This window comes from Qipengyuania sp. NPDC077563, assembly GCF_044901345.1.
In the GTDB taxonomy this organism is placed as follows: Bacteria; Pseudomonadota; Alphaproteobacteria; order Sphingomonadales; family Sphingomonadaceae; genus Qipengyuania; species Qipengyuania aestuarii.
Window position 1 is genome coordinate 404,579 of the sequence record NZ_JBJDPC010000001.1, and the last position, 21,339, is coordinate 425,917.

Here is a 21,339-nt window from a genome sequence, read left to right on the forward strand (position 1 = left end):
ACCACTGATCGGATGCCCCGTCTTCAATGGCCTTTTCGACTGACCGAATCTCTCGCTCGGCCGTTACCTACGGCGCGGTCTGTATTTGAACGTCACTACAACCTTGCGTACCCTCCGGCAGGTTGGATGATCGCGCCGGCATCAAAGAATGCCGGCGCGGCTTTTGTTATCGCGCTTGGTTACAGAACAAGCACGATGATACTCACAATGGCCCCGGCGAACAGCGCAATCAGGACCATTTCCAGGATACTGAATTTGTCGATATGATCTGCGCGGAACTGCGCGTATCCCGTCGGGTTCTTGCTCGCCATGCTGGCGACTTCGAACGCGCTGGCCTGCTTGCCAAACCAGCGTTTCAATTGGACCACTTCTTCATCGCTTACATCCGGATACCGGTTCAGCAGGAGTTCGATGCTATCGAAGCGTGCGGATGGATTGGCAGGATCTGCCTTGTTTTCAAACATAATTTCACCTGAATTTTGGACGTAGAAATCGCGCCCCTGGACGCGGCAATCAGGTGAATATTGGGGGAGCTCTGGTTGGAGGCAGGATGTGGCGGCCGCGGAGGAGCGGTGGCCCGGTCTGCTTCGGAGGGCCGCTGAAAGCCTTCGGCTCAGCAAAATTGGCTTGCTCTGAATCCGGCGCGGGCGGTCTCGGAATAACCGGATCAACGGTAAGAGCCTGGTGTGATGCCTCATCGCGCTGGACGAGGACCGCCACTTCATAGGTGGTCGCGTCGAAAGCCGATCCACGGTCGCGATACGTCGGTATGGCCGAGGACGGCGTGGCCTGAAATAGCACAGCGACCAGGATTGAAAGCAATCCCAGTCGGAAGAGAAGTCTGTGTAGGCGCAAAACAGTCACCCAGGCGATTTATTGCTACTCGCGGCGCAAAACAAGTGCAGGCTAGAGCCATTGGCAACCGAGCGTGAGCAGAAGGGTTTCTAGCAAAAAGCTTTGTAAACCAGTCAATGAGCCTCCGCACTGAGCGTTACGGTGCGAAAACAGTCGCAAACCTTAGTTCGACCCAGACTATGCATCGATTGGCGACGGCTCAAAAGTGATACGAAGGTGCTTCGACGGTGTTAATTTGGGCATACTTAGGCTCGATGTACCGATGGCGGCTTTCGGGCTTTCCGGCTGTGGAGCGGACATTCGGTCAGTCACCTCATGTCCTGTAACCCAATGGATTCAATGGAACGCAACCGCGTAGGCTTGGGAAGACGGTGCGGGTTGGGGCGAGGTCGCGCCATGGATTGCCGCGTCGCCTGCGCTCTTCGCAATGACGGGGGGAAACTTACCTCGTCATTGCCGGCGTAGCGCAGCAATCCATTGGGGGACTGTGCAGCCCGCCGCGCCCCCAAAAAATCAATCCAGCTTCCACTCCCACCCCAGCGGGTCGCCGTCCATGACTTCCACGCCCTTGGCGGCAAGGCTCGCGCGGATGGCGTCGCTGGTGGCGTAGTCCTTTTGCAGCTTGGCATCCTTGCGGCGCAGGATTTCGGCTTCGATTTCCTCTTCCTCGATCTCGGCCGATTGCGGACGGATGCGCAGGTCTTCGCGGGTAAGATTCAGTACCCCCAACCCCAGGACTTCGTCCATTTTTTCTAAGGAAGCCTCAGCAGATTGCTGTCCAATGGCAGCTTGTATCGTGCCTTCGAGCAAAGTTAGAGCCACGCTAGTGTTCAGATCATCAGAGATAGCCTCATCAAAGCGTTTCATCCGCGAGCTAATCGCCTGCTGAACGTCAAAATCAGAACCTCTATTCGCCACGCGCATTTTTTCCACCGCCATCACGATCCGTTTCAGCCGGGTCAGCGCGGCGCCCAGCCCTTCCCAGCTGAATTCCAGCTCGCTGCGGTAATGCGCCTGCAGGCACATCATGCGGTAGGCGAGCGGATGGTAGCCCCTGTCGATCAGCAATTGCAGGCGCAGGAATTCGCCCGAACTCTTGGACATCTTGCCGCTGCGTTCGACCAGGAAATTGTTGTGCATCCAGATGCGCGCGCCGCTGTTCTCGGCCTCGCCCAGCCCACCGGTGCAGCAATGCGCCTGGTTCTGCGCGATCTCGTTGGGATGGTGGATTTCTCGGTGGTCGATGCCGCCGGTGTGGATGTCGAAGGGGAAGCCGAGCAGTTTGCCGCCCATGACCGAGCATTCCAGATGCCAGCCGGGCGCGCCCTTGCCCCAGGGGCTGTCCCATTCCATCTGCCGCGTCTCGCCCGCTGGCGTCTTGCGCCAGATGGCGAAATCGGCGGAATTGCGCTTGCCTTCGACCGTTTCGATGCGGCCTTCACCTTCCTCGGTGACGGCGCGGGCGAGCTTGCCGTAATCGTCCACGGTCGAGACGTCGAAATAGAGGCCGCTGTCCAGTTCGTAGCAATGCTTGTCGGCAATGCCCTGCGCGAAGTCGATCATCTCGTCGATGTAATCGGTGGCGACCGACCATTTGGCCGGCTGGCGGATGTTCAATGCCCGCACATCCTCCCAATAGGCCTCGGTATAGTGCTTGGCGATGTCCCAGATCGACTGCGATTTCTGCGCCGCCATCTTCTCCATCTTGTCCTCGCCCGCATCGCCGTCGTCGGTCAGATGGCCGACATCGGTGATGTTGATGATGTGGGTGAGATCGTAGCCCTTCCAGCTGAGCGTGCGGCCCAGGATGTCGGCGAAGACATAGGCGCGCATATTGCCGATATGGGGGTAGTTGTAGACCGTGGGACCGCAGGAATAGACCCGCGCCTCGCCGGGATGGACGGGGGTGAAGGTCTCGATCTGGCGGGTGAGCGAGTTGAACAGCTTGAGCGGGGTTTCGGTCATGGATGGCGTTTGGCGGCAGCGGGCGCGCGGGTCAATTGCTACCGCTTGCGGCGGCGTTATTCGCCAATGCGCCTCGGCCGTCGGAACACAACCCGCCACCCCCCGTTGGCAGGTCTCATCCTTTACTTCGAAATACTTCACACCGTTCGAAGCCGTTATTACCGGAGCCTACATGATCAACCGTCTAGCACTTGTTCTCGGCGCATCAATTCTTGCCACCGCTTGCTCGTCGCAAGACGCCGATACTCCGGAAGCAGACGATGTGGAGACTGTCGACAGCGCCATGCCCGATACCGCGGCCGAAACCTCTGCCGATGGCGCCGGGACGCAGGACGTCGCGGAACCCGCCGGTGAAACGGGCGCAGACGCCGCAAGCGAAACCAGCACTGCGGCCCCTGCAACCGGCGAACGCATCGTCGATTGCGAGATCGTGAGCGGCGGCGAGGAAGTGCTGAACGCGCCCTGCCAGTTCTCGCCCCAGTCGAACGGCGGCTTCACCCTCATGTCGCGCTCGGGCGACGGCGCGATCTACGGCCGCATCCTGAGCGTGAGCGTGTCGAAGATCGACAGCAAGACCGCCGAAGTGCGCGGCATGACCTCCGACGGTATCAATTCGCGCTGGGGCCAGGCCACCCGCTCGGCGCAGGACCCGGCGTGCTGGAGCGGCAGCGATTTCTCGGTCTGCGCTTACTGAGCGGATAGGGTGCGGGGGCTGGAGAAGCGGCGCCCCTTCTTACACTGTGGGGTAGCTCGGGCCATGGATTGCCGCGTCGCTCCGCTCCTCGCAATGAAGGGTGAGATTTATAACGACGTCATTGCGAGCGAAGCGAAGCAATCCAACGACCGAAATCTCAACCCAAGGACCGGATGGTAAGGCTCAGTCCCACCCCTCGAACCGCACGGCCTCGTCCAACCCGGCGCGCTTCACGTCGAAATTGTTCACCGCCGCACCTTTATCGCGGTAGCCGATGGCCATGCCGCAGAAGAAAATGTGGTCTTCCGGGATACTGACCATCTCGCGGATCTGCGGGGAATACATCGCCCATGCTTCCTGGAAGCAGCTGTCGAGCCCCTCTTCGCGCAGCAGCAGGGCGATGGTCTGGAGCCACATGCCGATATCGCTCCACTGCGGCGGGCCCATGTATTTGGGCGTGTGGACCAGCATCAGCACCGGCGCCCCGAACGCGCGGAAGTTTTCGGCGAACCACATCAGGCGCTTGCCCTTCTCCTCGCGGGAGATGTCGAGCGCCCCATAGAGGTCCTCGCCCACGCCGAACCGGCGCTGTTCATAGGCGCCGTCCAGCTCCGGCGGGTAGATGTGGTATTCGGGCTTATGCGCCTCGCGCCCCTTGGGAAATTCCTGCGCGATCCGGTCGAACAGCGCCTGCATCGGTTCACCGGTGAGCAGGATGCCGTGCCAAGGCTGCGTATTCCCGCCCGAAGGCGCCCGCTGGGCCTTTTCGAGCACGCGGGTGAGCGTTTCGCGGTCCACCGGCTGATCGGTGAACTTGCGGATCGAGCGGCGGGTCTGGACAGCTTCGGTGGGGGTCATAAAGCCTCGACAATTAGATTGGAGGGAACTTTGCCCCAGCTGCTTTTGAACCAGTGAGATCGTACTCATCAGTCTCAATGCGATCATCTGACGGATCACCTATTTCTGTCGCGTAATCAAATTATTCTCTCCCCAGCCAATTGACAAAATCACGAAGCTGACCTGTTTTTTTTGCTTGATAGAGAGGCGCCCAGAGAATTCGGCCGTACTCGTCACCGGGCACTATGACGTAGTGATTTGTGAGATAAATGCAGGCATTGATTGAGCTGTATGAGCCGTTCAAAATTCGCCCTAGCGTGTGGAGCATCGGCTCGGGCGCGAGCTCGCGAAGATTATCGTTAACGAGTAGCCAAACCCCTTGATAATCCTCTAGACCCAATGTCGATTTAGTAGTCTTTATCTGGCTGTTCGCCTTCTTCCCAATGCGGGCAATTGGCGAGCGGAATAACCCAATGAAGCCCTTAAGATACTGAGCAGTGACTTTCGGATCGAGCGCCAGCGGCGTCTTTTTGTGCTTCTCGAAAAGACGCGCCGATAGAGCGTTCATCTTTTCCCGAAATTGGTCAGTCTTATCAATCTCGTTTTCAATTATCTTGAGTTCAATCACAACTTTCTGATCGGGAAAAACGTAGTCGGCGTTTTCGAAGTCAGCCTGCGGATATCGATCCGAAACTTTGTATCCTCCGACCTTGTTTACGAATGCATCCCAGTTTGGCTCATTCGCGGAGCCGCGCTGCTGCGCGAGCTCTTCTCCAGTGAAGCCATCGCTCACCCCTCGACCTCGAACAGTCCTGCAAGCTGCTCCACTATCGTGCCGCCGAGCTGTTCCACGTCCATGATCGTCACCGCGCGCTTGTAATAGCGGGTCACGTCATGGCCGATGCCGATGGCGACCAATTGCACGGGGGACTGCTTCTCGATCCAGTCGATCACCTTGCGCAGGTGGCTTTCGAGATAGCCCGCCTGATTGACCGAAAGCGTGCTGTCGTCGACCGGGGCGCCGTCGGAAATCACCATCAGAATGCGGCGGTCTTCGGGGCGGGCGAGCAGGCGGGTGTGCGCCCAGAGAAGTGCCTCGCCGTCGATGTTTTCCTTCAGCAGGCCTTCGCGCATCATCAGGCCGAGATTACGGCGCGCGCGGCGCCATGGCTCGTCGGCCTTCTTGTAGACGATGTGGCGCAGATCGTTGAGGCGGCCGGGATTGGCGGGGCGGCCGTCGGCCAGCCATGCCTCGCGGCTCTGCCCGCCCTTCCACGCACGGGTAGTGAAGCCGAGGATTTCGGTCTTCACCCCGCAGCGTTCGAGCGTGCGCGCCATGATATCGGCGCTGATCGCGGCGATGGAGATCGGGCGTCCGCGCATAGACCCCGAATTGTCGATCAGCAGGGTGACGACCGTATCCTTGAACTCGGTATCGCGTTCGATCTTGTAGGAGAGCGCATGGCCGGGGCTGACGACCACGCGGGTCAGCCGCGCGGCATCGAGCATGCCTTCTTCTTGGTCGAAATCCCAGCTGCGGTTCTGCTGCGCCATCAGGCGGCGCTGGAGCCGGTTGGCGAGCCGTGTCACCACGCCCTGCAATCCCGCCAGCTGGCTGTCGAGATAGGTGCGCAGCCGGTCCAGTTCCTCGTGATCGCACAGCTCGGGCGCCTCGATCACTTCGTCGAACTTGTCGGTATAATGCTTGTAGTCGAAATCTTCGGGCAGGTCGGTCCACGGGCGGTTCGGGCGGACGGGCTGCATGCCTTCCCCCTCCTCGTCCGACGGATCGCCGTCCGACATTTCCTGCTCGCCCTCGGTGTCCTGTTCGGCATCGCCGTCAGCCTCGCCGTCGACGACTTCGCCGCGCGCATCGCTTTCCTGCGGCTGGGCCTCGCCGTCGTCTTCCTCGTCGGAATCCTGATCTTCCTCGGGTGCCTCGCCTTCCTCGTCCTCGCCATCGTCGCGGCTCTCGTCCTCGGGCGTGTCGGGCAGCGTGAGTTCGAGATGCCGCAGCATGTCGAGTGTCAGATCCTGGAAGGCGCGCTGATCATCCAGCGCGCCCGCGAGGCCTTCCATATCCGTGCCGATGCGCGACAGGATTTCCTCGCGCACCAGCTCGACCCCGTGCTGCGCGCGTTCGGGGATAGCCTCGCCCGTCAGCGCCTCGCGCAGCATGAGCGAGAGCGCGGTGGGCAGCGGTACTTCCTTCGCCTCGTTGGCGCGCGCGATGGGATCGCTGGCCGTGCGCAATTCCACCGCGGCATCGAGATTGCCCTTCATGCCCGAAAAGCGCGTGGAGCCGATCGCTTCGTACCGCACCCGCTCGATCGCATCGTAGCAGGCGCGCGCGATCGGTTCGGGCGGCGCGCCCTTGGCGTGCACGCTTTCGTTATGATGGCGCAGCTTGAGCGCGAAACTGTCGGCAAAACCGCGCGCTTCCCGCGCCTGTTCGGGCGGAAGCGTTCGGCCGGGCAGAGGCACGCGGAAGTTCTTGCCCGATTGGGCGGGACTGTCCGCGCTCCAGGCCACCTCGACCTCGGGTTCTTGCGCGATTGCGCGGGCCGTGCCGGTCAGCGCCTGCTTGAACAGGTCGAGGGGGGTCTGGTCTGCCATGGTTTCCTAGTTAGGACGTCGGGATCGTCTGGCCAGTCTTTTCCCAGTCGGCGACGAAACCTTCGATGCCCTTGTCGGTCAGGATGTGCTTGAACAGTCCCTTGATCACGGCAGGCGGCATGGTCGCGACATCGGCGCCGATCAGCGCGCTTTTCAGCACATGAACGGGGTTGCGGATGCTGGCGACGAGGATTTCGGTGCCGAAATCGTAATTGTCATAGATGTGGCGGATGGCGGCGATCAGTTCCATGCCGTCGAGGCCATTATCGTCGTGGCGGCCCACGAAGGGCGACACGAAGGTCGCGCCGGCCTTGGCGGCCAGCAGTGCCTGATTGGCGGAAAAGCACAGCGTGACGTTCACCTTGGTGCCGTCCGAGGTCAGCTTCTTGCAGGTCTTGAGGCCGTCGATCGTCAGCGGCACCTTGATGCAGACATTGTCCGCGATCTTCCGCAGCGTTTCGGCTTCCTTCATCATCGTATCGTGATCGAGCGCGACGACTTCGGCGCTGACCGGGCCATCCACGAGATCGCAGATTTCCTTGGTCACTTCCATGAAGTCGCGGCCCGACTTGGCGATGAGCGAGGGGTTGGTGGTGACGCCATCGAGCAGGCCGGTGTCGGCCATTTCCTTGATGTCGGCGATGTCGGCGGTGTCGACGAAGAATTTCATGTGATCAGGCTCCGGGGAAGCGATTTGCGATTCCCCGGCAGCCTTAGCGATTGGGGTGCGCGGCGGCTAGAGGCGCGAGGCCCCGCCGAACACGCCGATGATCAGCGGATCGCGGGTGGAACGCGGATCGCGGCGGATGGCCGCTTCCTCCAGCCCGATCTCGCGCCAGATCGTATCGTCGAGATTGTTGGCGAAGCGCGCGGTGGCATCGGCGAAATTGCGGCCCGCCAGTGCAGAGACCAGCTCGCCGACCAGCGGATCCTGCGCCACGTGCATGGCATCGCCCAGTTCGGGCACCATGGCATCGATCAGCGCGCGGCCCATCGAATCGCGCAGGAAACCGGTCGCCGCGGTCGGCCCGCCATTGACCAGATCGATTGCGTTCTGGATGCCGATCGTGCGCACCGCATCGGTCACCAGCGGCGCGGCGCGCTGCGCACCGTCATAGGCGATATCGGCAAAGGCATCCTGCAGGCGGTCCTTGAACAGGGCCGAGGTGAGGATGCGCGACAGCACATCGCCCCGCGTGCCGAGAAGGTTGTTGAGGCCGAGCGTGGCCACCTGCTGATCCCAGAAGCCGCCCGAATTGAGCATCCGCCCGAAAGCGCGGTCGGTGGACAGGAACAGAATGCGCTGCGCGGCATCGACCATGCTGAATCCGGGCAGGCTGGCACAGCCCGCCAGCGCCAGCCCCGCCCCGCCGAGCGACAGCCCGCCAAGGAAGGCGCGCCGCCCGTGTCTCTGTTCCAGCATCGAAGCGCGCGCGGCGGGTTTCACGAGAATATCTGTCATTTTATCACTCCTCACAAAGTCCCACCCTTGTTTCCTGCACTCTACCCCGCCCATATGGCGCCTCAATGAACCGCGTCCGCTGCCTCGTCCTCAATGCCGCGCTGGGCCCGCTCGACTACAAGGTGCCCGATGGCATGAACGTCGAACTCGGCCAGGTGGTGGAATGCCCGCTGGGTCCACGCACCGTGGTGGGGATCGTCTGGGAGGCTGAACGGCTTCCCGGGACGGACGTTCCTGCGGAGAAATTGCGCGGCCTCAGGGGGTTGTTTCCGATCCCGCCGCTTTCCGCGCCCCTGCGGCGGCTGATCGAATGGACGGCCGATTATTACGTCGCCTCGCTCGCCAGCGTGGCGCGGATGGCGCTGTCTTCGGGCGGTGCGCTGAAAGGGCCGGCCAGCATCACCGAATATCGCCTGACCGGGGGAATGCCCGAACGCATGACCGCGCAGCGCGAAGCGGCGATGGAGGCGTTGGACGGCGAACAGGCGACCATCCGCGAACTGGCGGGGATCGCGGGCGTATCCGAAGGCGTGCTGCGGGGCCTCGTGAACCAGGGCGTGCTGGAGCCGGTGGAGGTCGATTGCGACCGCCCCTATCCCGAAGCGCGGCCCGATTTCGCAGCTGTGGAATTGAGCGATCAGCAGCGCGAGGCGTCGGACCTGTTTTCCAAGGCCGTGCGCGACAGGAAATTCGCGCCCTTCCTGCTCGATGGGGTCACGGGATCGGGCAAGACCGAAACCTATTTCGAACCCGTGGCCGAGGCGCTGCGCATGGGGCGGCAGGTGCTGGTCCTGCTGCCCGAAATCGCGCTGACGGAAAACTTCCTCCACCGCTTCAAAGAACGCTTCGGCACGGTGCCGGTGCTGTGGCACTCCTCGCTGAAATCGACCGAGCGGCGGCGGGCCTGGCGCGCCGTGGCCAGCGGCGAGGCGCAAGTGGTCGTCGGCGCGCGGTCGGCGCTGTTCCTGCCCTTCGCCCGGCTCGGCCTGATCGTGGTCGACGAAGCGCATGAAACCAGCTTCAAGCAGGAAGACGGCGTGCGCTACAACGCGCGCGACGTGGCCGTGATGCGCGCCCATTTCGAACAGTTTCCCATCATCCTCGCCAGCGCCACGCCCGCGCTCGAAAGCCTGCAGATGGCCGAGAGCGGGATTTACGAGAAGGTCGATCTGCCGAGCCGGTTCGGCGGCGCGCAATTGCCCAGCATCGACATCATCGACCTGACCGAGGAAAAGCCGCCGCAGGGCATGTGGCTGGCGCAGCGGCTTGTGGACGGGGTGGCCGAACGGCTGGAGCGCGGGGAGCAATCGCTGCTGTTCCTCAATCGCCGCGGCTATGCGCCGCTGACGCTGTGCCGCAATTGCGGCTTTCGTTATCAATGCCCCAATTGCAGCGCCTGGCTGGTGGAGCACCGCTTTACCCGCCGCCTCGCCTGCCATCACTGCGGCCACGAAGCGCCCAGCCCCGCCGCCTGCCAGGAATGCGGCGAGCCCGATTGCCTGGTCGCCTGCGGTCCCGGGGTAGAGCGGATTGCGGATGAAGTGGCCGAGCGGCTGCCTGAAGCGCGGGTGTTCGTGGCCACTTCGGACACGCTCAATTCCCCCGGCCGCGCGGCGGAATTCATCGCGCAGGTCGATGCGGGCGAGGTGGATGTGATCGTAGGCACGCAGCTTGTCACCAAGGGCTTCCATTTTCCCGAACTAACGCTGGTCGGCGTGGTCGATGCCGATCTCGGCCTCGAAGGGGGCGATTTGCGCGCGGGCGAGCGGACCTATCAGCAGGTGGCGCAGGTGGCGGGCCGTGCGGGCCGCGGGGCGAAACCGGGCGAAGTGCTGATCCAGACCCGCCATCCCGAAGCCAGCGTGATCGCCGCGCTCGCCGCCGGGGACCGCGACGCCTTCTATTCCGCCGAGACCGAGATGCGCCGCGATGCGGGCGCCCCGCCCTTCGGTCGCTGGGCCTCGATCATCGTTTCCAGCGAAGACGAATCCGAAGCGCGCGAGGCCGCCCGCCGCATCGGCGATACGCGCCCCGATGTCGCCGACTGCATGATCCTGGGCCCCGCACCCGCACCCATGGCGCAATTGCGCGGCCGCTATCGCTACCGCCTGCTGATGAACGCCCGGCGCAGCGTGCAATTACAGGAAGTGATTCGCCGCTGGCTGGCCCGCATCGACCATCCCCCAGGAGTGCGCGTGGCGGTTGATGTGGACCCGTACAGTTTCGTTTGAGGCACGTGAGGGCGAATTCACCCTTGCATTCACCTGTGCAATTTGTACTTTTTGACACTTCAGGGGGCGAAACTAACGCCAGAGAACCGTTCTTCGCAATTGATCAGCCCTGTTGGCTGTACGGCATACGGCTTTGCGGTTCGACATTATTCTAATTATACTGAGAGGGGTCCGCACATGTTCAAAAAAGCACTTTTAATTGGTGCCGCCGTTGTCGCCACACCAGCCCACGCCGAAGATTGGTGGGTAGCAGAAAGCGACCATTTTAAAGTCGTTTCTGAAGGTGGCCGGGAAATGGCAAGTGACGTAGCGGTCAGCTTGGAACGGCTGGACCAATCACTGAGACTTTTTAGAGGGCTTCCGATCGATGAAGGGGAAGTGGCTGAAAGCGAGAAAGTGACGATCTATCAGACAGGTACCATTGATGACGTCGGCGATCTGGCAAATTCGGATGGCGTGGCCGGGTTTTTCGTTCCACGCGCCGGAAATTCGGTAGCCTTCGTTCCTGCAGAAGAAGAACGCCGTTCTCGTGGCAGGCGAGGAACGCGGCAAAGCACCGGAGAAGAATTGAGCCCTGGCCAAGTGCTCTTTCACGAATATACACATTATTTTTCGCGTCAGCATGCTCCTGCAGCCTACCCCTTCTGGTATAGCGAAGGCTTTGCAGAGCTTTTCGCAACGATCCGGTTTAATGAGGGTGGCTTCAATCTTGGAGAACCGCCTCGCTATCGCAACTTCGTACTGAGCGAGCTGAGTTTTGATGTCGAAGACATTCTCGATCTCGACACCGAAGAAGGCCGAGTTTCCGGAATGGATGTTGCAAGGCAATATGCATATGGCTGGATGTTTACGAGTTACCTTTCCTTTGAACCGTCTCGCCAAGGTCAGCTCGCTAACTATCTGAGATTGGTGACCGCAGGCACACCCAATCTTGACGCTGCACGTCAGGCTTTTGGAGACCTTGACGTACTTCAGCGCGAGTTGGAAAAATATCATCGTGGCAGGGCCCGCGCTATCGCTGTTGATTTTCCCCCTGGGAGTGCGCCCGACATCGAATTGACGCAGCTGGACGAAGCGGAGGCGGCAGCGATGCCTATTCATATACGTTCAACTGCGGGAGTGACTAAGCGAGGTGCGCCCAACGTCGCGGCTCGAGCACGTGATCTGTTATCCCGCTATCCTAAGTCACCTGAAGTGATCGATGCAGCCATGGAAGCTGAATTTGACGCGGAAGAATATACTGCGGCAAGCGAACTGGCCAACCGCCTCATGGCGTCCGATTCTAATACGGTACGCCCATATCTTTATCTTGCGAAAATTGCATTGGAGGATGCGAAATCAGACCCTGCCAAGATTGCTGAAGCTCGCCGACAATTAATAGCCGCCAACCAGATCAACCCCGAGCGTCCGGACATTCTGAAGAGGTATTTCGATACATTCGTCTACGCAGGTGAACAAATACCGGAAGATGCACGCGTCGGTCTCGAACAGGCCTTTCGGATTGCGCCATTCGATATCGGCATACGGCGTTCTCTCGCTTATCTGCTCCTGCTGGAGAAGCGAGACAGCGAGGCGCTGATCATTCTTGGCCCGGTGGTCAATCTTCCCCACGCCAGTGGCGAAGAAATTGATGAACTTCGCGAGATGGTCAGGCAGGCAGAGGCTGGCGACAGCGCCGCGCTGATGGAAGAACTTCGCCCCAAGATCGACGATGACGAAAACGAGGAAGAAGATCTTCGTGTTGATTCCTGACAAGCGAATCTCTTTCCAGGACCTTTTCGACAAAGTCGGGCATTGTGACAGGCGATGTCCGGCCCCGTTCTCGTTCCGATCCTTGGCGACCAGCTGACCCGCAACCTTGCCTCGATCCGGGGCCGCACCAAAGACGATACCGTCATCCTGATGATGGAGGTGTGGGACGAGGCCACTTACGTAAAACATCACAAGCAGAAGATCGTGCTGATCTTCTCCGCCATGCGGCACTTTGCCGAAGAGCTGCGCGACGCGGGGTGGACGGTCGACTATGTGAAGCTGGACGATGATGGCAACGCGGGCAGCTTCACCGGCGAGGTCGCCCGCGCCATCGAGGAGCATTCGCCGCGGCTGGTCAGCGTGGTCGAGGCGGGCGAGTGGCGGGTGCGCGAGGAGATGGACCAGTGGGCGGACAAGTTCGCCTGCGAGGTCGAAATCCTGCGCGACGACCGCTTCATCTGCACCCAGGCGGAATTCGACGACTGGGCGGAAGACCGCGACACGCTGCGCATGGAGTATTTCTACCGCGACATGCGCCGCAAGACGGGTCTCTTGATGGACGGCGACAAGCCCGAAGGCGGCGAGTGGAATTACGATAGCGAAAACCGCAAACCGCCGAAGGAAGGCCTCTCCGCCCCCGAACGCCCGAAGTTCGAGCCTGACCAGATCACGCAGGAGTGCATCGAACTGGTCGAGGACCGCTTCGGCGATCACTTCGGCAGTCTCGAGACATTCCGCTGGCCCGTCACCAGCGACGAGGCGGAGGAAGCCGCCGACGCCTTCTTCGCCGAACGCATCGAATGCTTCGGCCCCTATCAGGACGCGATGGTGGCGGGTGAGGACGACCTCTTTCACTCCATGCTGTCCATCAGCATCAATCTCGGCCTGCTCGACCCGCTGGAGCTCTGCCAGCGCGCCGAGAAGGCCTATAAGGACGGCAAGGCCCCGATCAATTCGGTCGAGGGCTTCATCCGCCAGATCATCGGCTGGCGCGAATATGTCCGCGGCTTTTACTGGCACCAGATGCCGCACCTCCAGAAGGCCAATGCGCTCAACGCCCAGCGCGGCCTGCCCGACTTCTACTGGACCGGCGAGACCGGCATGGCCTGCCTTGCCGATGCCATCCGCTCCACCCGAGACAATGCCCATGCGCACCATATCCAGCGGCTGATGGTGCTGGGCAATTTCGCTCTGCTGGCGGGCATCGATCCGCGCGCGGTGCAGGACTGGTATCTGGTCGTCTATGCCGATGCCTATGAGTGGGTCGAATTGCCCAATGTGGCGGCGATGATCCTCTATGCCGATGGCGGCAAGCTGGCCTCCAAACCCTATGCGGCGAGCGGCAATTACATCAACAAGATGAGCAATTACTGCTCGGGCTGCGCCTATTCGCCCAGCAAGAAGACAGGTGACGGCGCCTGCCCGTTCAACCCGCTATACTGGCACTTCATGGACCGCCACCGCGACCGGCTGGAGAAGAACCACCGCATCGGCCGGATCTATTCGACCTGGGACCGCATGGACGAAGATCGCCGCCAGGAATATCTCGACAGCGCCGAGGCGTTCCTGGACACGCTCACCCCCGCCGACAGCGACTGGGCGCGCAGCTGACGCGCCAGTTCAGGCCGCCTGCGCCTCCGCATCCTCGCGCTTGAGCACCTTATGCTTCGTTTCCTCGAGCCCATGCTTCCAGTAGCTGGAGATGTAGAGATCGTCTCCACCAAGGCCCAGCTCGCCGCGGAAGAACTCCCGTAACGCCCGCATCGAGGAGAACTCGCATGCCGCCCATGCCGCGACATCGCCATCGGGTAATTCGACCGCTCGCATCGCTTCGACCAGCAGTTCGGGCGCGAGCCCCGGCTGCGGGTTCACGATCCATTCGATCGTCACCCCGGGCGGCGCGTCGATCGGCTGGCGGTCGGCTTCGGACTGTATCTCGATCGCTGCGTGACCCTTTGCTCCCCGGTCGAGTTCTTCCAGATTGACGCCGATCGCCGGCAGGGCCGTCATGTCGCCTGCGACCAGATAGAAATCCCGTCCCTGCGGCAACGGCTTCGCCGGACCCGGTCCGCCGATCTGAACGGTGGCACCGCGCTGTGCTTCGAGCGCGAACCGCGTTGCCGGTCCGGCCTCCTCCTGGCCATGGAGCGCGAAGTCGACTGTCAGCGCTTCGGGCGACTGGCGGCGGATCGTGTAGGTCCGCACGAGCGGCCGCTCGCCCTCTGCCGGCAACATCAGCTTGATGTAACCGCCCGCCTGGCCTCCGGGGAAACCCACCAGCCCGGCCCCGCCGAGGGCGAGCCGGTGCATGGAGGGCGAGAGAGTTTCGGAGCTGAGCACTTCGAGCGTGCGGGGTTCTGGTCTTGTCGTCATCGCCCCCATTTATTGCGAACGGTTCGCAATTCAAGGGGCCGTAGCACAGTTTTTCTCGCTCACCGCTTCACCGAAAGCGTGGGCGAGATAGGAGGGGTAGAGGTCGGCAGCGCTACGCCCGTCCTGCGGCGCACCCACCAGGGCTGCACGATGTGCCCGATACGCACCGCTTTCACGAGCAGCCAGATGCCCGTCGCGGTCGCCATCACCATGGCGATGGCGGATGCTTCCAGCCCGAACGCCCCGCCCGACAGCAGCGGATCGCCCATGGGCTTGGCATCGACCAGCCCATCTACCGCGATGCCTGACACCGACACGTCCCAGATATAGCCCTGCACCACGTTCCAGCCCCAGTGCAGGCCGATCGCCAGCCACAGATTGCGCGTGAGCATGTAGGCCGCGCCGAGCAGGATGCCCGCCTCCAGCGCGATCGCCAGCGCCGCGAGCAGCGTTCCGTTGGGATTGCTCCAATGGACGAGGCCGAAGAGCAGCGCCGAGATCAGCAGGGCGATCCAGCTGCCGAAGAATTCCTCCAGAAAGCGGAAGATCACGCCGCGGAACAGGATCTCCTCGAAGAAGGCGGCCTGAAATCCCGCCATCAGCAACAGCATCAGGAAGGAGGTACTGCCGCCCCAGCCGTCGATCCGGTAGGCGCCCAGCAGCGCGGCGATGCCGACCATCAGGCTCATCAGTACGGCGGCGAACAGCAGCCCGACGAAAAAGTCGCGCGCGCGGGCATCGAAGGGCAGGTCGTCGCGCGGTTCCTCACCCAGATGGCGCAGCGAGAATTTGGCCACCATCACGGCGCCCACGGCCATGAGGATCGCGGTGAGATAATCGGTCAGCCAGACAGGCGCTGTCTCCATGTCGTAAATCCCGGCAATCGCCGCGACGGCATAGAGCGCCATGCCGATGGTAATCCCGGCGGCGACGAAGCTAAGCAGTCCGGATATTAGCGCGATCAGCGGGAAATCGAAGAACCGCCGCGCCTTCGATTTGCCTGCCTGGCCTTGCGCCGCTTCAGGCTGTGGCTGCGGTGTGATTGTCTCGTCCATTTCGACCCTTCCCTTCATTCGGCGAATTCGAACACGCGGCCCGCCCCTGTGAATCGCGATCGGCTTTGAAAAGCACGCCAGCGTGACACCGACAGGGGCTTTTTGAAAAACTCGCCCCTGCCCCGCGAACCACTGTTTTCCGCGGGGTGGAGCGATGTTTCCACGCCCCGCCCTGTCAACTTCCGCAAACCGGCCTGCACCGGCCCATCGGGGCAGGAGGATGCGCCAAATGGAAAAGGATGAAGGGCCGTGTTCGTCATTACCAGCCAGATTGCAGAAATAGGCAGTGTAGGAAAACAGGTTTTGCAGAAGGCACGAAGAATTCGGCTCCCGCTATTTCACCAGACCGGCCGAGATTGACAGATGTCGGACCCTCCGCGCAAAAGCTTGGCATGTTTTCATCTTTAAGCCTGACGATCCTTTCAGCAATCCTGGTGCTGCTTCCCGATCCGCCGACTGCGGAACCTGATGCGCTTGCAGAAATGGTCCTCGAAGGCCGCAACCAGCGGCCCATCGCCAGCCAGGCGATCCAGTTTCCACAATATATGAGGCCTGACACCCTGCTCATCCTGACCGAGCAGCCGATCCCGCAAGACGGCTTTTGCCTGCGCACCCGCTGGCTTGCGAACATCGCCCCGGCGGGCGAGGAGGATGGCGCCCCCACCTGGTGGTTCGACCGGAGGAGGGGCGCAAGCGCAGAGCGTGAGGTGGCGCTTACCCGCGACGCTGGAACTTGTCCTGACACGGGCTATGTCCGCCTGATCGGAACAGCGGCAGCGTCCCCCGACCGCGCCGCATGGGCGCTTGGCCGTCTCGACGCCTATCTGAAGGACGCGGAAGGCTTAACCGTGCGATGCACGGCGCAACACCCCCTCCAGCCGGAATGCGACAACCCCGCCAGATTGCGCGCGCGACTGGCCAATCCAAATCCGCTTGCGATAATGCAGGGTCGGGACAGCGCCCAAATCCGGATCGACAGCATGACCGATCTGACCATCCATTATGACGAACCCGAAACGCTGAGCGTCGATCTCCACCGGCTAGTGCCGTTCTAACGGTCGCGAAGCAATACCGCCAAAGGCTTGAGCCTTTTGTCTAGCGCTCGAAAGCTATCGTTTCACTGGCAGCAAAAGCCGGCTGGGAAACCGCTGCATACCAATCGGCCTGAAAGTCCGGGAGTTTGGAAAGGTGGTCGATCAGCAAATCCCAGCCGACCATCTCTTCGTGAAAGGTCCATACGTCATCTGCGATAGCCACGGCGCAGCAAATGAGATCGGTTGTCAGTTCATCGCGTTTGTAGAACGTGACTATGTCGATGCCCGAAAGTGGAAGTTGGTCCAGCAACTTGCAGTTCACGCCGCCATGTAAGTGCGTAGCAGTGGGCGCTGTCCGCCATGGCAACAGACCCTTCAAGACTCGCTTACTCGCTCCCCGGGAGCGCATGACCTTGAAGACTCTTCTGGCAATCACGGTCAGTTCGCCGCCGCAGCCTCCCTCGCGTCCCTGGCATTGTCACGCAGAGCCATATCCTTGCCTGCGCAATAACCGCCCGCAAAGGACAGCAGGATCGCAATGATGAAATATATCGGCAATCTGCTCACCCCGCTTCCACGCGCTGGCATATTCGCTGACGTCTCGCTCATTCTATCCTCCCGCTGACCTTGATGCCCTAGCACTCCTTCTCCCGCCGGAGCAATTCCGCCTTTATTTCGGTTCCATAGGCATAGCCGCCCAGCCCGCCATCGGCGGCGATTACGCGGTGGCAAGGGATGAGGACGGCGATGTTGTTCGCGCCATTGGCGCCGCCCACGGCGCGGCTGGCCTTGGGGCTGCCCAGCGCGGCGGCGAGTTCGCCGTAGCTGCGGGTTTCGCCGGGCGGGATTTCGCGCAGCGCCTGCCATACGCGCTGCTGGAAGGCGGTTCCTTTCACGTCCAGCGGGATGTCGGCGCTGGCGGCGGTGTGCGGGGCCTCGACCGCGGCGGCGACCTGTTCGAACAGGCTGCGGAAGTCCTCCCCGCCCTCGACCAGCTGCGCCTTGGGGAAGCGGGCGCGCAGTTCCTCCTCGCCCTCGCCGAAGGACAGGCAGCACACGCCGCGCTCGGTCGCCGCGACCAGCATCGGCCCGATTGTGGTGTCGACTTTCGCCCAATGCACCGTGCGGCCCTTGCCGCCATCCTTCCACTCGCTGGCCGTCATGCCGCTGTCCTTCCTGTCATCGTAAAAGCGTGAGGGAGAGGCATAGCCCGCCTCGTAGATCGCGCCGGTCACGCTGGTGCCCCCGGCCAGCGTCTCTTCCGCCCGCTCGCGGCGCAGCGCGCGTTGATAGGCGGCGGGCGAGAGGCCCACGGCGCGGGTAAAGATGCGCTGGAAATGGGTGGGCGAATAATCGGTCAGCGCGCCGAGCCGGTCGAGCGAGAGGCTGTCCTCGGCCTCCTTCATCGCTGCCAACGCGCGCAGCACCGCCTGTTCTTCGCGGCTCTGCTGATCGGGGGCGCAGCGCTTGCAGGCGCGCAGGCCCGCCGCCTCTGCCGCAGCCGGGTCGGCATAGAAGCGCACGTTTTCCCGTTTCGGCGCGCGCGCGGGGCAGGACGGGCGGCAATAGATGCCGGTGGAATGGACGCCGGTGACGAAGACGCCGTCGAAGCGCCGGTCCTTGGCCAATGCAATGCGCCAGCGCCGGTCATCCGTAAGCCGGTCGTCGGTGAGCTGGCCGTCCGTGAGCGGGCCGTCGGTCATGGATATGGTGTCGGGCGTCTCAGACATGGCTGCCTCTTTCCTAGCGTGATGCCGGAGGAATGCCAAAGCTCTGGACGCGGCGCATCCCGAAGCTTGCGGTCAATGCGGGGAAATAGCTAAGGACCAGCGCCAATGACACGTTTCTTCACAGCAATCGCGGCACTGATAACGCTGCTCCTGCCCGTGCTGGTGCAGGCCGAACCCGCCGATATCGATGTGGCGGCGCGCGGCGTGGTCCGCGTGGTGATCCTGGGCCAGAGCGACAGTGACGAGATCTACCCGGTCAGCCACGGCACCGGCTTTGCGGTCGCGCCGGACAAGATTGTGACCAATGCCCATGTGGTGCGCGACGCGATGAGCGACAGCGAGCTGCGCATCGGCATCGTGCCCAGCGGCGGCGGCGAGGCGGTCTATGGCCGCATCCTTGCGGTCAACAGCCGCACCGATCTGGCGCTGGTCGAGGTGACCGGCGATCTGCGGCTGCCCCCGCTCGCCATTACCGCGCGCGAGGTGGCGGACAGCGGGCAGGTGGTCAGCGTGGGCTATCCGATGAATGTGGACCGCGCGCAGGGGCTGGCGATGAGCGACATCTTCCGCTCCATGCCGCCGGTGAAAAGCCCAGGCTTCGTCTCGGGCGCGCGGCCGAGCCGCCAGTTCGACACCATCCTGCACACCGCGCCCATCGCGCGCGGCAATTCGGGCGGCCCGCTGCTCGATCCCTGCGGCCGCGTGGTGGGGGTGAACAGTTTCGGCGCGGACAACGAAGGCGGCGATGCGGAATTCTTCTTCGCCGTGTCCAATCGCGAACTGCTGCCCTTCCTGCGCGAAAACGACGTCACCCCGCTGACGAACGACAGCACTTGCCGCAGCCTCGCCGATCTGGATGCGGCGGAAAAGGAGCGGCTGGATGCCGAGCGCGTCGAGGCGTTGCAGAATTTGGCGCAGCGGGCGGAAGAAACGCGCGAGCGGCGCGAACGCGCGCTGCTGACGGCGCAATTGGGCGTGGCGCAGGACCGCGAGGACCGCATGGCGCTGGCCTTCGTGCTGCTGCTGGTCGCCTTCGGCCTGGGCCTGTGGGGCTGGAGCCACCGCGAACGCACCGATCCCGAGGCCGAGGATGCCCAGCTGCGCCGCAAGAAAGCCTATATCGCCTTCGCTTTCGCCGCCTTCCTCGTGGTGGTGGCGCTGATTGCCTTCGTGACCCGCCCCGGGCTCGACGAAATCGACCGACGCGTGGCGGCGGATATGCAGGATGGCACCACCGCTTCGGGCGGCAAGGACCCGCTGGCCGCCAATGCCGGGGGCGACGGCAGCTTCGTGTGCCACATCCTTCCCGAACGCAGCCGCATCACCAATGCCGAAACGCCCGAACTCACCTTCGACTGGACCGCCGAGGGCTGCGTCAACGAGCGCACGCAATATGGCTATGCCTCGGGCAATTGGTCGCGCGTCTTCGTGCCGAACGAGGAAGATGCCGTGGCCGTGAACAGTTTCGACCCCGACCGCCGCATCTTCCGCTCCGAACGCTATCTCCTGCCGCGCAGCGCGATGAGCGAGGCCCGCAAGGCCCGCGGCAAATACAAGGCGCCCAGCTGCGGCGCGGAACGCGCGGCGAGCACGCTGGGCAATCTGCAGGGCGAAGTGCTCGGCCAGCTCCCCCGCCAGCCCAACGAGCGGCTGGTTTATCAGTGCGAGGTTAGATGAGAGCGACCGGCGGCCGGACCTGCGCTCAACGCAGTCGGCCTGCGACCTCATCATGAACTGTCTTAATCATTCGCGGCGAAAAAAACCAAGCGGAAGCCTTTTTATATTCAAAGCAGGATAGGTAATAGGCGACATCGACTTGCGTAGAACTGCGTATAACTTGTAGACCGAGCCGATTTAGGGCAACAAACGTGGATGGCGAAGTTACTCACATGCGCTCTCGGGATCTGCGCCAGCCTGCTATCGCAGACCGCCGTGATCGCTCAGGATCGGGATCAACCGCAGAATGTCGCTGACGACACAATTGTCGTGGTCGGCTCCGAAAATGCGGAAAGCGAAATCATCGAGGCCGCAAAGCGAGTTTCGCCAGACTTGCATTATGATCGCGCGTTGCCGCGTTACATCGACCCGCTTTGCCTTGCCGTGTTAGGTTTTGAGGGACCGGCAAGCGCAGGAATAAAGCAAATGATCGATGAACGCGCGATCAGCGTCGGAATACAGGTTGCTCCTGCCGATTGCCGACCCAATGCGCTGCTCGTAGTGGTGGACGATGTCCCTGCTTTCTTGCGGCAAGCAATCGATAAACAGCCCCGGCTCGCTTCCTCAGCCAAGCTGACCAAAGCAGAATCCGACTATGCCGATGGCCAGGCAGCGGTCACGCTGTTCAATATCGAAACCCGGTCAAAATTCGGGCGGAAAGGTTTCTCGGACTCCAATTCAAGGGCGAGCCGGATTAGCCCCGCGCACAGCAAAGCGATCTCATCGAGCGTGCTGACGATCGATGCGCATCGGCTGCGCGGCGCGACCTATCGACAGATTGCAGATTATGGCGCGATGGTCCTGCTGGGGCATGCCGACGGGGGGATTTGGACTATGGATCGCACGCCTTCGATACTCGCCTTGTTCAACCATTCGATCAAGGATGCCCCAGCAAGACTTACCCCATTCGATGAAGTGTATCTGAGGGCTCTTTATGCCCTGCCGCTGAATGCGTTGCCGCGATCACTGCCCGTTAGCATAAAGCGAGAGTTGGACACCCCTGCAGACTAGGCCACCCG

The 21,339-nt window shown here is 62.1% G+C and carries 19 protein-coding genes; 7 read left to right on the top strand and 12 right to left on the bottom strand.

What is annotated here, in order from left to right; all coding sequences use genetic code 11:
• Positions 1-179 precede the first annotated feature (179 nt).
• The gene (locus ACI2I1_RS02020; protein ID WP_404677700.1) at positions 180-464 is read right to left on the bottom strand and encodes a hypothetical protein; all 285 of its coding nucleotides are present in this window, start codon (positions 462-464) and stop codon (positions 180-182) included.
• Positions 465-1,368: 904 nt separating this feature from the next.
• Positions 1,369-2,820, bottom strand: coding sequence for a cysteine--tRNA ligase (gene cysS / locus ACI2I1_RS02025; RefSeq protein ID WP_404677701.1), 1,452 nt, complete (start codon positions 2,818-2,820; stop codon positions 1,369-1,371).
• A gap of 172 nt (positions 2,821-2,992) precedes the next feature.
• Between cysS and ACI2I1_RS02030 the strand changes: the two genes are divergently transcribed.
• Positions 2,993-3,514, top strand: a complete 522-nt coding sequence (locus ACI2I1_RS02030; protein WP_404677702.1) for a hypothetical protein — start codon at positions 2,993-2,995, stop codon at positions 3,512-3,514.
• A gap of 183 nt (positions 3,515-3,697) precedes the next feature.
• Here the strand turns inward: ACI2I1_RS02030 and ACI2I1_RS02035 are convergent, their stop codons facing one another.
• The 5 genes from ACI2I1_RS02035 to ACI2I1_RS02055 form a co-directional block, all read right to left on the bottom strand.
• Positions 3,698-4,372, bottom strand: coding sequence for a nitroreductase (locus ACI2I1_RS02035; RefSeq protein WP_404677703.1), 675 nt, complete (start codon positions 4,370-4,372; stop codon positions 3,698-3,700).
• A 121-nt stretch (positions 4,373-4,493) separates the two neighbouring features.
• Positions 4,494-5,144 (bottom strand): hypothetical protein, encoded by a 651-nt coding sequence (locus tag ACI2I1_RS02040; protein ID WP_404677704.1) that lies wholly within the window; start codon positions 5,142-5,144, stop codon positions 4,494-4,496.
• Positions 5,141-6,967, bottom strand: coding sequence for a cobaltochelatase subunit CobT (cobT, locus tag ACI2I1_RS02045; protein WP_404677705.1), 1,827 nt, complete (start codon positions 6,965-6,967; stop codon positions 5,141-5,143). Before cobT ends, ACI2I1_RS02040 begins: the two co-directional genes overlap by 4 nt.
• 10 nt (positions 6,968-6,977) lie before the next feature.
• Positions 6,978-7,637: a fructose-6-phosphate aldolase gene (fsa, locus tag ACI2I1_RS02050; RefSeq protein ID WP_404677706.1), complete on the bottom strand. Its 660-nt coding sequence runs from the start codon at positions 7,635-7,637 to the stop codon at positions 6,978-6,980.
• Between the two features lie 66 nt (positions 7,638-7,703).
• Positions 7,704-8,429 (bottom strand): DUF4197 domain-containing protein, encoded by a 726-nt coding sequence (locus tag ACI2I1_RS02055; protein ID WP_404677707.1) that lies wholly within the window; start codon positions 8,427-8,429, stop codon positions 7,704-7,706.
• 65 nt (positions 8,430-8,494) lie between these two features.
• Between ACI2I1_RS02055 and ACI2I1_RS02060 the strand changes: the two genes are divergently transcribed.
• From ACI2I1_RS02060 to ACI2I1_RS02070, 3 genes are all read left to right on the top strand, one after another.
• Positions 8,495-10,660 carry a primosomal protein N' gene (locus ACI2I1_RS02060; RefSeq protein WP_404677708.1) on the top strand — a complete coding sequence of 722 codons (2,166 nt, stop codon included), beginning with the start codon at positions 8,495-8,497 and terminating at the stop codon, positions 10,658-10,660.
• A 177-nt stretch (positions 10,661-10,837) separates the two neighbouring features.
• Positions 10,838-12,412 carry a tetratricopeptide repeat protein gene (locus ACI2I1_RS02065; protein ID WP_404677709.1) on the top strand — a complete coding sequence of 525 codons (1,575 nt, stop codon included), beginning with the start codon at positions 10,838-10,840 and terminating at the stop codon, positions 12,410-12,412.
• A 54-nt stretch (positions 12,413-12,466) separates the two neighbouring features.
• On the top strand, positions 12,467-14,023 hold the full coding sequence (locus ACI2I1_RS02070) for a cryptochrome/photolyase family protein (protein WP_404677710.1): 1,557 nt from the start codon (positions 12,467-12,469) through the stop codon (positions 14,021-14,023).
• A 9-nt stretch (positions 14,024-14,032) separates the two neighbouring features.
• Here the strand turns inward: ACI2I1_RS02070 and ACI2I1_RS02075 are convergent, their stop codons facing one another.
• Together ACI2I1_RS02075 and ACI2I1_RS02080 are read right to left on the bottom strand one after the other, a co-directional pair.
• Complete coding sequence (locus ACI2I1_RS02075; RefSeq protein WP_404677711.1) at positions 14,033-14,785, bottom strand: siderophore-interacting protein; 753 nt, start codon at positions 14,783-14,785, stop codon at positions 14,033-14,035.
• 59 nt (positions 14,786-14,844) lie between these two features.
• A complete protein-coding gene (locus ACI2I1_RS02080) occupies positions 14,845-15,840 on the bottom strand; it encodes a lysostaphin resistance A-like protein (protein ID WP_404677712.1) in 996 nt (331 codons plus the stop codon).
• Positions 15,841-16,232: 392 nt separating this feature from the next.
• On the opposite strand from ACI2I1_RS02080, the gene ACI2I1_RS02085 reads away from it, so the two are divergent.
• Positions 16,233-16,895, top strand: a complete 663-nt coding sequence (locus tag ACI2I1_RS02085; RefSeq protein ID WP_404677713.1) for a hypothetical protein — start codon at positions 16,233-16,235, stop codon at positions 16,893-16,895.
• 40 nt (positions 16,896-16,935) lie between these two features.
• Here ACI2I1_RS02085 and ACI2I1_RS02090 read toward each other — a convergent pair whose 3' ends face one another.
• Genes ACI2I1_RS02090 through ada form a run of 3 tightly spaced genes read right to left on the bottom strand, consistent with a single transcriptional unit; the run spans position 16,936 to position 18,577 of the window.
• Positions 16,936-17,253 (bottom strand): hypothetical protein, encoded by a 318-nt coding sequence (locus tag ACI2I1_RS02090; RefSeq protein ID WP_404677714.1) that lies wholly within the window; start codon positions 17,251-17,253, stop codon positions 16,936-16,938.
• Positions 17,254-17,312: 59 nt separating this feature from the next.
• Positions 17,313-17,483, bottom strand: coding sequence for a hypothetical protein (locus ACI2I1_RS02095; RefSeq protein WP_404677715.1), 171 nt, complete (start codon positions 17,481-17,483; stop codon positions 17,313-17,315).
• A 26-nt stretch (positions 17,484-17,509) separates the two neighbouring features.
• Positions 17,510-18,577: a bifunctional DNA-binding transcriptional regulator/O6-methylguanine-DNA methyltransferase Ada gene (ada, locus tag ACI2I1_RS02100; RefSeq protein ID WP_404678313.1), complete on the bottom strand. Its 1,068-nt coding sequence runs from the start codon at positions 18,575-18,577 to the stop codon at positions 17,510-17,512.
• Between the two features lie 132 nt (positions 18,578-18,709).
• On the opposite strand from ada, the gene ACI2I1_RS02105 reads away from it, so the two are divergent.
• Together ACI2I1_RS02105 and ACI2I1_RS02110 are read left to right on the top strand one after the other, a co-directional pair.
• The gene (locus tag ACI2I1_RS02105) at positions 18,710-20,281 is read left to right on the top strand and encodes a serine protease (RefSeq protein ID WP_404677716.1); all 1,572 of its coding nucleotides are present in this window, start codon (positions 18,710-18,712) and stop codon (positions 20,279-20,281) included.
• A 195-nt stretch (positions 20,282-20,476) separates the two neighbouring features.
• On the top strand, positions 20,477-21,331 hold the full coding sequence (locus tag ACI2I1_RS02110; RefSeq protein WP_404677717.1) for a hypothetical protein: 855 nt from the start codon (positions 20,477-20,479) through the stop codon (positions 21,329-21,331).
• The last annotated feature ends 8 nt before the right edge of the window (positions 21,332-21,339 follow it).

Bases quoted from the DNA above. Each gene is read 5' to 3' on its own strand.
- ACI2I1_RS02020 (WP_404677700.1), bottom strand. From the start codon at position 464: ATGTTTGAAAACAAGGCAGATCCTGCCAATCCATCCGCACGCTTCGAT.
- cysS (WP_404677701.1), bottom strand. From the start codon at position 2,820: ATGACCGAAACCCCGCTCAAGCTGTTCAACTCGCTCACCCGCCAGATC.
- ACI2I1_RS02030 (WP_404677702.1), top strand. From the start codon at position 2,993: ATGATCAACCGTCTAGCACTTGTTCTCGGCGCATCAATTCTTGCCACC.
- ACI2I1_RS02035 (WP_404677703.1), bottom strand. From the start codon at position 4,372: ATGACCCCCACCGAAGCTGTCCAGACCCGCCGCTCGATCCGCAAGTTC.
- cobT (WP_404677705.1), bottom strand. From the start codon at position 6,967: ATGGCAGACCAGACCCCCCTCGACCTGTTCAAGCAGGCGCTGACCGGC.
- fsa (WP_404677706.1), bottom strand. From the start codon at position 7,637: ATGAAATTCTTCGTCGACACCGCCGACATCGCCGACATCAAGGAAATG.
- ACI2I1_RS02055 (WP_404677707.1), bottom strand. From the start codon at position 8,429: ATGACAGATATTCTCGTGAAACCCGCCGCGCGCGCTTCGATGCTGGAA.
- ACI2I1_RS02060 (WP_404677708.1), top strand. From the start codon at position 8,495: ATGAACCGCGTCCGCTGCCTCGTCCTCAATGCCGCGCTGGGCCCGCTC.
- ACI2I1_RS02065 (WP_404677709.1), top strand. From the start codon at position 10,838: ATGTTCAAAAAAGCACTTTTAATTGGTGCCGCCGTTGTCGCCACACCA.
- ACI2I1_RS02070 (WP_404677710.1), top strand. From the start codon at position 12,467: ATGTCCGGCCCCGTTCTCGTTCCGATCCTTGGCGACCAGCTGACCCGC.
- ACI2I1_RS02075 (WP_404677711.1), bottom strand. From the start codon at position 14,785: ATGACGACAAGACCAGAACCCCGCACGCTCGAAGTGCTCAGCTCCGAA.
- ACI2I1_RS02080 (WP_404677712.1), bottom strand. From the start codon at position 15,840: ATGGACGAGACAATCACACCGCAGCCACAGCCTGAAGCGGCGCAAGGC.
- ACI2I1_RS02085 (WP_404677713.1), top strand. From the start codon at position 16,233: ATGTTTTCATCTTTAAGCCTGACGATCCTTTCAGCAATCCTGGTGCTG.
- ACI2I1_RS02095 (WP_404677715.1), bottom strand. From the start codon at position 17,483: ATGAGCGAGACGTCAGCGAATATGCCAGCGCGTGGAAGCGGGGTGAGC.
- ada (WP_404678313.1), bottom strand. From the start codon at position 18,577: ATGACCGACGGCCCGCTCACGGACGGCCAGCTCACCGACGACCGGCTT.
- ACI2I1_RS02105 (WP_404677716.1), top strand. From the start codon at position 18,710: ATGACACGTTTCTTCACAGCAATCGCGGCACTGATAACGCTGCTCCTG.
- ACI2I1_RS02110 (WP_404677717.1), top strand. From the start codon at position 20,477: ATGGCGAAGTTACTCACATGCGCTCTCGGGATCTGCGCCAGCCTGCTA.